This is a genomic window from uncultured Eubacterium sp. (assembly GCF_937958975.1).
Taxonomy (GTDB): domain Bacteria; phylum Bacillota; class Clostridia; order Lachnospirales; family Lachnospiraceae; genus Eubacterium_G.
On record NZ_CALGRE010000024.1, the window covers coordinates 39,307 to 47,393 of the forward strand.

Consider the following 8,087-nt stretch of genomic DNA (forward strand, 5'->3'; position numbering starts at 1 on the left):
CACAAAATTTAAAACAATTTCCTCTTCTCGCAATTCATTTGCTATTCCATCATATCTGGTTTTGCAATAGAACTTCCCCAATTGTAATCTACTTCTTTGAAACTACTATCTACAACCTTAAGAATATTATTGTATAAATACTGATGATCATCATAAGTATTCATTTTCTTTTCTTTATAAAGAGTGCTTGCAACACTAAATACAGAATATTCTTTCACATTACTGTAAACATAACTTCCATCATCTAATATTGCATAAGCTCTTACTTTATACTCTGCCGAATATTCTGCCGCAGTAAATGAACCAAACAATGTAGTTCTCACAAAATAAGTTGCTGTTTCGGAGGTTCCAAGCACGTAGTCACATGTTCCATTCGATGTAGAATCCAGTGACATAACATAATTGCTCTCTGAATTTACCTTCATGTCATCATCCGATATATTGAAGCTTTGTTCATTCACCTTGTTCACACCATAGACAAGTCCCCATCCTTTTACTTCTTTTCCATTAATTGTTGACTCTACAGAGCCGACAACTCTGCTTCCCTTTAATGTCGTACTAATCTGGTAACCTTCTATCTTGATGCGGTCACTTACTTTAATAGCATCCGGGTCTTCTGTTGTTGGTTCTACATATTCCTCGTTACTAAATACAAAGTAATCAATATTTCCAACAAACGTTTTTCCTGCATCCGGTGTAAACTTTAAGTATATACTATGTGTTCCTTCTGATATGTTTGTATTCAATGAAAACTGTTTTTCAACATATGTATTCCAGTCATTAGCAGCTGTAGCTGTCAAATAAAATTCTCCGACCGGACTTCCATCCATATTATCTAAATATAGCGAAACCTTTCCGGTAGCATTGCTGCCATTAACAGCATATTTTAATTTAATACTTCTCGCCATTTTATTAAATTTGACATAATCATATCTTGCCCATTCCCCATTATTGGTATTTCCAAGATATGTATCATAATTGATAGTACCCTCATATGCATCAGGAGTTTCTCCCTCAATATTTGAGAAAGCATCTCTAAATGCACTCTCAGTCAGAACTGCTCCGTCCGGTACGAGCCATTCTCCATTCATTGTCTCAAAATGGAATGTCTCCCATGCTCCACCTATACTATCTGAGACTGAAAGCACTTTCTTATCTCCATTCGGGTCAACCGCTAAATACTTTCCGTTTGCTACAGATTTGATTGCTACCTGTTTGCTGTCAGAATCATCTCTGGCAAATCTTTCAATAATAAATTTCTCACCATTGTTTATGGCATTTGTATTCGCAGTAAGATACGCACCCTCACTTACCATGCAGATATATTTTCCCGAAATATATGACTTGAAGGAAACTGTTCCATCATTATTCTTAATAACCATGAACTGTTCCCACTCATCTCTATTGCTGCTGGATGCTACGATTGTAGTATCATTACTGCCATCTTTACACTGCGCATACTGGTTTGAGGAATCAGACTTTAAGAACAAATATCCCTGATTATCATTTGTTGCTTTCGTAAACTTAAAGTAATCAAAGTTACATACATATGATGTGTCTGCCTTAAACACAACGTAAACATTCTGTACACCTGTAATTCTTGCAGTATCAATTGTAACTTCCTTCCAATTCTGCCATGTACCTGTATTTTCGATAGAGGCTTTTGCAATCATAGGTCCGCTTGTACTTCCAAGCCTAAATTCAACGGTACCATTTACACCTTCTTTTTCTGTTGGCCTTGAATACTTAAATGTTAATTTTGATGCGCCTGTACTTCCAAAATCAATATTATAGTATGCTGCATAATTACCATTTTTCACACCGCCGAGACTTCTTCCACCGCTTGTTCCACTGGAATTTTCTGAGATAAGTCCCTTACAATAATTCAAATCTTCTGCTTCAATATTAGAATAAGCATCTCTTTCTAACTTATCGGCATATGTCGGAACATTCGCCATAAGTGAAATTGCATTATACGCTGCAAAAGAATCCCAGTCAGCATTCTCTGCCGCTTTCTTTTGCCAGGAACACTGCATAATTCCCTGACTGTTTCTGTTCATCCATGCAACTTTTGTATTGTCCTTAAAGAATGACAAGTATTCACCCTTATTGAAATCAACAATAAACTTTCTCATATATCTCATCAGAATACCTCTCATACCCGAAAGGTCTCCTGAGTTTGTATTTTCCTCTTTTAAGATATTTCCATTACACAGATATCTGTAAACGGCCTTAACCGCATTGCATGCATCATCATAATATTGCTGTGTTCCATATTTTTCATAGAGCATTGTCGCTGCACCTATAAAAGTACCTTGATTATATGTAGAACACCAGGAGTTTGATGCTGTATCCCAAACATGTCCGGCGTCATCTCCCTCAGATATATACATTTTGCTATTGCGCCATGAGTCGAAAACGCCTTTGGCTTTCTGATAATAACTCTCGTCACCAGTCGCAATCGCAAGATAGCATGCCCCAACTGTAGCCGGTCCGTTAATACAGGAGTTTGTTCCTTCTCCTCTACCATTTTCATGAGACCATCTGATAAGTCCATCTGTTCTTCCTGCTGTACCTCTTGCATACATAAAATCCCAGTTTTTCTTAGCAATATCTAAATATCTCTGTTCCCCAAATAAAAGATATGCTCTTACCGAATCGAGAACTGCCCACGCGATATCGTCATTAAAATCATTGTTTGTCCAGTAATCACCATTTCTGGCAATAAAATCATTGTAAGTTCCTTCAAACAATTCTTTATAAATACCTTTTCCCGTATTCTCATATCCGTCAAGCATTGCCTCCATAACTTCTGCAATTCCCCAGAAGCCACCACCGAGACTATTGTATCCCGTTGTACTGTTTTTCACAAAATATTTATTCTTAAAAGCTTCCAATGCCTGATTTGCCATGGATTCTGTAAATGTAGCATCATCCGCATTACTTTTCTGTATTCTCCAAATCTGGCGTGGTTCATATTCTACCGCTTTTGCCTTTGTCCAGAGCCTTACCTGAGCGCCATCTTTATCTCTCTTATCCGAATCACTGATAACCTCAGCATACTCCTCCTCACCATTATCATTTTTAACCGCCGAGACAATATAGTAACATCCGGCATAAGTTCCTGATGTGATTGGCACTAATTTCCATCTGTAATTATCAGAATTGTCATTGCCATTCAAATCCATATTATCTCCATTATTTTTTCCAGTAATCTTAATGCTTTTGCCGGAGACAATATTCGTTATATTATAATAGTTCCCTGTCTCCTTTAACGTCCATCTTGCAAGATTACTCATTGCATCTGTGTTCCATACGACACAGTTCGCATAAAATGTTGAAAGGTCTGTCTGCGTGATAGCTTTCCCATTATATGCGGAAACAATGGTATATGTACCACCGTTTTCAATTCCTGATGCCGCCGCTTTAACATCTACATTATTTCCCATTCCTCCTATAGGAAGTAATGTTATTGTGAGCGTTAACACCAAAAGTAATGAAAATAGTTTTTTCCACTTTTTCATCCTATCTCCTCCTTTTATTATATTATTTTTAAAGGAGCCAAATCCCTTTGGGGACTCAGCTCCTCATTGGTACAATTAGTGTGCTGTATCATTATTTCACGATTATACTACTCCAATTATAATCGCCCTCTTTATAACTGCTATTAACATATTTCAATATTTTATTATATAAGTAATCATATGTACTCTTATTTGTCACACGCTGATTCTGATAGATATAATCTGCTACATCATATATCGTATATGAATCTACATCACTATATACAATACTTCCATCTGCCAGTTTCGCATATGCTCTCACATAATATTTTGCTGTAAATGCAGCTGCCGAAACATTGTCTGAACCATCCCCTGCATCGCAACTCATTGTCATTACATAATAAGATGCTGTTTTTGAATCTCCTAAAACATCTGAAATTTTACCCGCATCTGTTGCCGCAAAATTCTTAACATATTGACTTGATGAATCATATACAATATCAGATTCCGTGATAGGATTATTTCCATATGCAAGTCCATATACAAGTCCCTTCTCTGTCACTTCCTGTCCGTTAACAGTCGGCTCTACCTGATAAACAACTCGCATTCCCATGTTTCCATCAATTCCATTTAATGTAGATGTCATCTGATAACCTGTTAACGCAACGTCACTGCTTGTTGGCTGAACTTTTCCGGCTTCATCGTAATCAATTCCCCACTGTGAACATAACCACTGGTTTCTCTCTTTCAACCAATTTTCTAAATAATCAATATGCTGTTCATATGTGTAATTGATATATGGTGATAATGTATTATAACCATATGGATAATAATTATATTCTGCTGAATCAGGCTGAGATTCGCTCCATCCTGCTCCACCTTCGCTTATCGGTGAATAGTTTCTGTCCTTTGATTTGCCCATATACGCCAGGTTCTTATCAATCTGGCTGATACCCAAATCATTTTCCTTGTAAATATTCTGAATCTTTGGCTGCATAGCCTTATACTTAGCAATTACTTTATTCTTAAAGGTATTGTTTCGCATCAAATGACCAAACCAAGTATTCACTTCCTGACCTCTAAATGTGTCTGTTCTTCTACAATCTTCTACAGACGAATTTCCGGATGAAAGGTCAAAATCCCACAATGGTCCTGCATGTATAATAGGGGTTCCATTTGCATCTTTCTTGATATAGAATTTTACGGAACTATAACCAAAGTCTACTGTTCTAAATAATTCATTTACAATATACATATCTACAAATGAATCTACATCAATATAATCAAACACCTTGTCTGATGTCGTCTGTTTTAAAGCATTTTCAAATGTAGAAAGTGTATTTACCCAATTATTGTATTTTGTAGTATTAGAAGCGTCAAAATCTTCTGTCGCAAATCTTGCACCCAATTCTGTGGTATGATACACTACCTCGTCTTCAACTCTGTCAGCTTCCCATTCAAACAGCATTTCCTGGTCATCTTCTTCATTATAGTCAACTCCTGACCTGCCATTCTCCGCCGGCTCACTGATAAGGAATGTACCCATTAATTTTCCATTCAAATACAAATCTGCATAGTGTTCCTCCGGAGTAGCAACACCACCAAGTTCCTTTCCAAGGTCCATTGCCAATTTGTTTCTCATCAAAGTCTTATCAAATGCGTTTGCTAAAAGACACCATTTTTTTCCTTTTGCCGCTCCGGCAAATACTTCTTTCTTAGAGTTAAATGAGATATTGTATGCAGGCTTATCTGCGAGAGATGTTGAATTTCCTCTTAATTTTATTGTTCCTGCATCACTTACTGAATTAATGGCATCTTCTCCACTAATAATTGTAATTGTTGCCGGTGTCTTAACCGGTTTTGTTATTGTAGGGTTGTCCTCATCTGTTACTACATAGATTCTTGTAATATCAGATGGGTCTTTACTCATGTCATGAGTCTCTTTTTCTGTTGGTGCCTCTGTTGTTGGAGGTTCTGTTGGATTTTCCACATCCCCTGAACCATTCTTTTTAACATCAACACTTCCAAGCAATGTTCCATCCTGTGTATAATATCTCACTGTCGATGTTCCGGAAAGAGCTGACAAATAAACGACTGCTCCCGCTCCGCTTATAGCTACTGCTTCTGTTCCAACACGGCTTCCGTTAATTGTTACATATCCAATTGCCGTGTTTGTTGTCATATATATTCCATCTGCATTTGCAAATCCCGGATGTTGTACATTTACAATACTCATATTGTTTGCATTTGCGTATGAATATGTATTATTTGAATTGTCTACTACAACCCAGTTATTGTCGCCTGTACTCTGAGCCGGGGTTGTCTGTTCTGTTTTCTTTGATGTTGTCTCGTCGACACTCTGAGTAATGTCTGTCAATGTTACATTCTTAAAGTTCAATGTAGTACCCGCTGTGACCTTGCCTAAATCAAACATAAACTGCACTGTACTATTTCCCGGTGTATATGTTCCTGAATAAACATTATCTCCTGCTGCAAGAGTCTTTGTTTCAAAAGTATGGTCTCCCACTTCATCTTTCATAAGCACCGCTGCTCCTGCCTGACTGGAGTTTACTGTTACATTATACTTATATGTATGACCCGGTGTAACATTTATTGGCTGCGTATGTGCATTAAGCCCCCAGTCCTGCTGATTACTTGCCGTAACTTTCAATGAAAAATCATTCAGACTGGAACCGCCTTTATATCTTGCCGCTGCTCCTGCCCAGGAAGCACCAACATAATAATTCCACTGTCCCACATTAATGTTAGAATCCGTTCCACATGCTGTATATCCGTCCTGAACCTGCGTAGGCTGCGTGATATTTTCCGATTTTTTATTAATTCTAAAATTAGAATCTGTTCCCTGATAGATTCGAACATAATCTACATACATTGTCGCATTAGAAAAACTATTGCTTACAGTCTGATACTGTGTAAATGGGGTATTTGGTCCACCAATTGCAAGATTTAAAAGAATATAATGTTCTCTCTGAAATTCTTCCATTGCTGCGCTGTTAATATACATTGTTTCATAACATGTATCATCAACATACCATTTCATCATGTCCTCATACCATTCCACTGAATATCTGTGCCACTGGTCAATACTTCCGATATTTCCGAACTGTCCGTTTGTCTCACTTCCAGCCCAAACATGATTATAACCATCCCATAATCCTGTACCAGGATTCCAGTGGAGTGTACCGATAACCACACCTTCTGTGTTTCTATGTTCCATGATGTCAATCTCACCGCAGTTCGGCCAGTTGCCCTGTTCACCCATCATCCAGAATGCCGGCCATACACCTGACTGACTTCCATTCTCAACTTTCATTTTACATTCGATTTTTCCGTACTTAGCAAACTGTTTTCCTTTTGTGGTAAGTCTTCCGGATGTAATCTGTCCATTCTCTCTCTGTGCTTTAATTGCAAGACATCTTCCATCACTGGACTGTGAATCCCATGACATATCTGCAATATAAACATTATTTCTACTTGTTGTATAGTTCTGTATTTCATTATTTCCCCATCCGCCATTACCGGTATCATAGTTCCATATAGAAGTGTCTACACCACTTCCTACACTCTGATTGAAGTCTTCGCTCCAAACCAATTTCCATGAACCGCTTCCTTGTCCTGACGTTACAGCCGCATTCACGTTCTGCGCCGGTGAAAATTGTAGTCCGGCAACTACTATGGCAATAGCTGTAATCATCGATATTACTTTCTTAAACATAACCCGTCTCCTTATAAATTTTTATTCAAACCTTGTCTATAATAGATTACCATACCTACATTTATTTCACAATGAAAGTTGAAAATTCCGAACCCTATACTAAAAAAATCGCACCTGCCATAGTGCGATTTTTTTCTCTTTTTTTCGATACTCTATTTTTTTATGTTTATTTTTTTAGCTTTTGACCATTTTCCTTTATATGCTTTTTTACCAACATACTTTACCGCTTTGGCTCTTACATATAACTTCTTTTTTCCTTTAAGCTTTTTACTCTTAATTGTAAATTTTACTTTCTTTACAGTCTTCTTTACCAGTACCTTTTTAAAGTTCTTTGATTTGGAAATCTGTACCTGATATTTCTTTGCTCCCTTAATTTTCTTCAGGGAAACTTTTACCTTATTGGAGGATTTTGACTTCTTTGCCGACTTTACTTTTGTTTTTCCAACCTTCACAGATGTCTGTTTTGAAGGTGTCTGCGGTTTCTTAGTTGTCTCATCCTTATGTATCGGTAAATCATGACTTCCATCAGGCGTAGTAAATAAATCTGCCCAAGGATTTGTTATAATGTCGCCATCGATTTCCTTTCCCGTCGTATCTGTGCTAAAAGAAATCATTCCTACGGTTCCCAATGTCAATGCTGCCAGCACGGCATACATTGCTATCTTTTTATATATCTTCATTTTTCCTCCTGACGTTAAACGAAAATTATTTCTTAATTTTAATCTTTTTAGCCCTAGACCATTTTCCTTTGTATGACTTTCCTCCTACAACCTTAACAGCCTTAACTCTCACATATAACTTTTTCTTATTCTTAATCTTCTTGCTCTTAATTGTAAATTTAGCCTTCT

At 37.2% G+C, this 8,087-nt stretch carries 3 protein-coding genes; all 3 read right to left on the reverse strand.

Features of this window, described 5'->3' with window-relative positions:
* Window positions 1-41 precede the first annotated feature (41 nt).
* The 3 genes from Q5O86_RS04390 to Q5O86_RS04400 all read right to left on the reverse strand — a co-directional run bounded on the left by Q5O86_RS04390 (window position 42) and on the right by Q5O86_RS04400 (window position 7,919).
* Entirely contained in the window at window positions 42-3,524 is a 3,483-nt protein-coding gene (locus tag Q5O86_RS04390) for a glycoside hydrolase family 76 protein (RefSeq protein ID WP_302625936.1), read from the reverse strand.
* 91 nt (window positions 3,525-3,615) lie between these two features.
* Window positions 3,616-7,239: a CotH kinase family protein gene (locus tag Q5O86_RS04395; RefSeq protein ID WP_302625937.1), complete on the reverse strand. Its 3,624-nt coding sequence runs from the start codon at window positions 7,237-7,239 to the stop codon at window positions 3,616-3,618.
* A gap of 152 nt (window positions 7,240-7,391) precedes the next feature.
* Complete coding sequence (locus Q5O86_RS04400; protein ID WP_302625938.1) at window positions 7,392-7,919, reverse strand: hypothetical protein; 528 nt, start codon at window positions 7,917-7,919, stop codon at window positions 7,392-7,394.
* Window positions 7,920-8,087 lie beyond the last annotated feature (168 nt).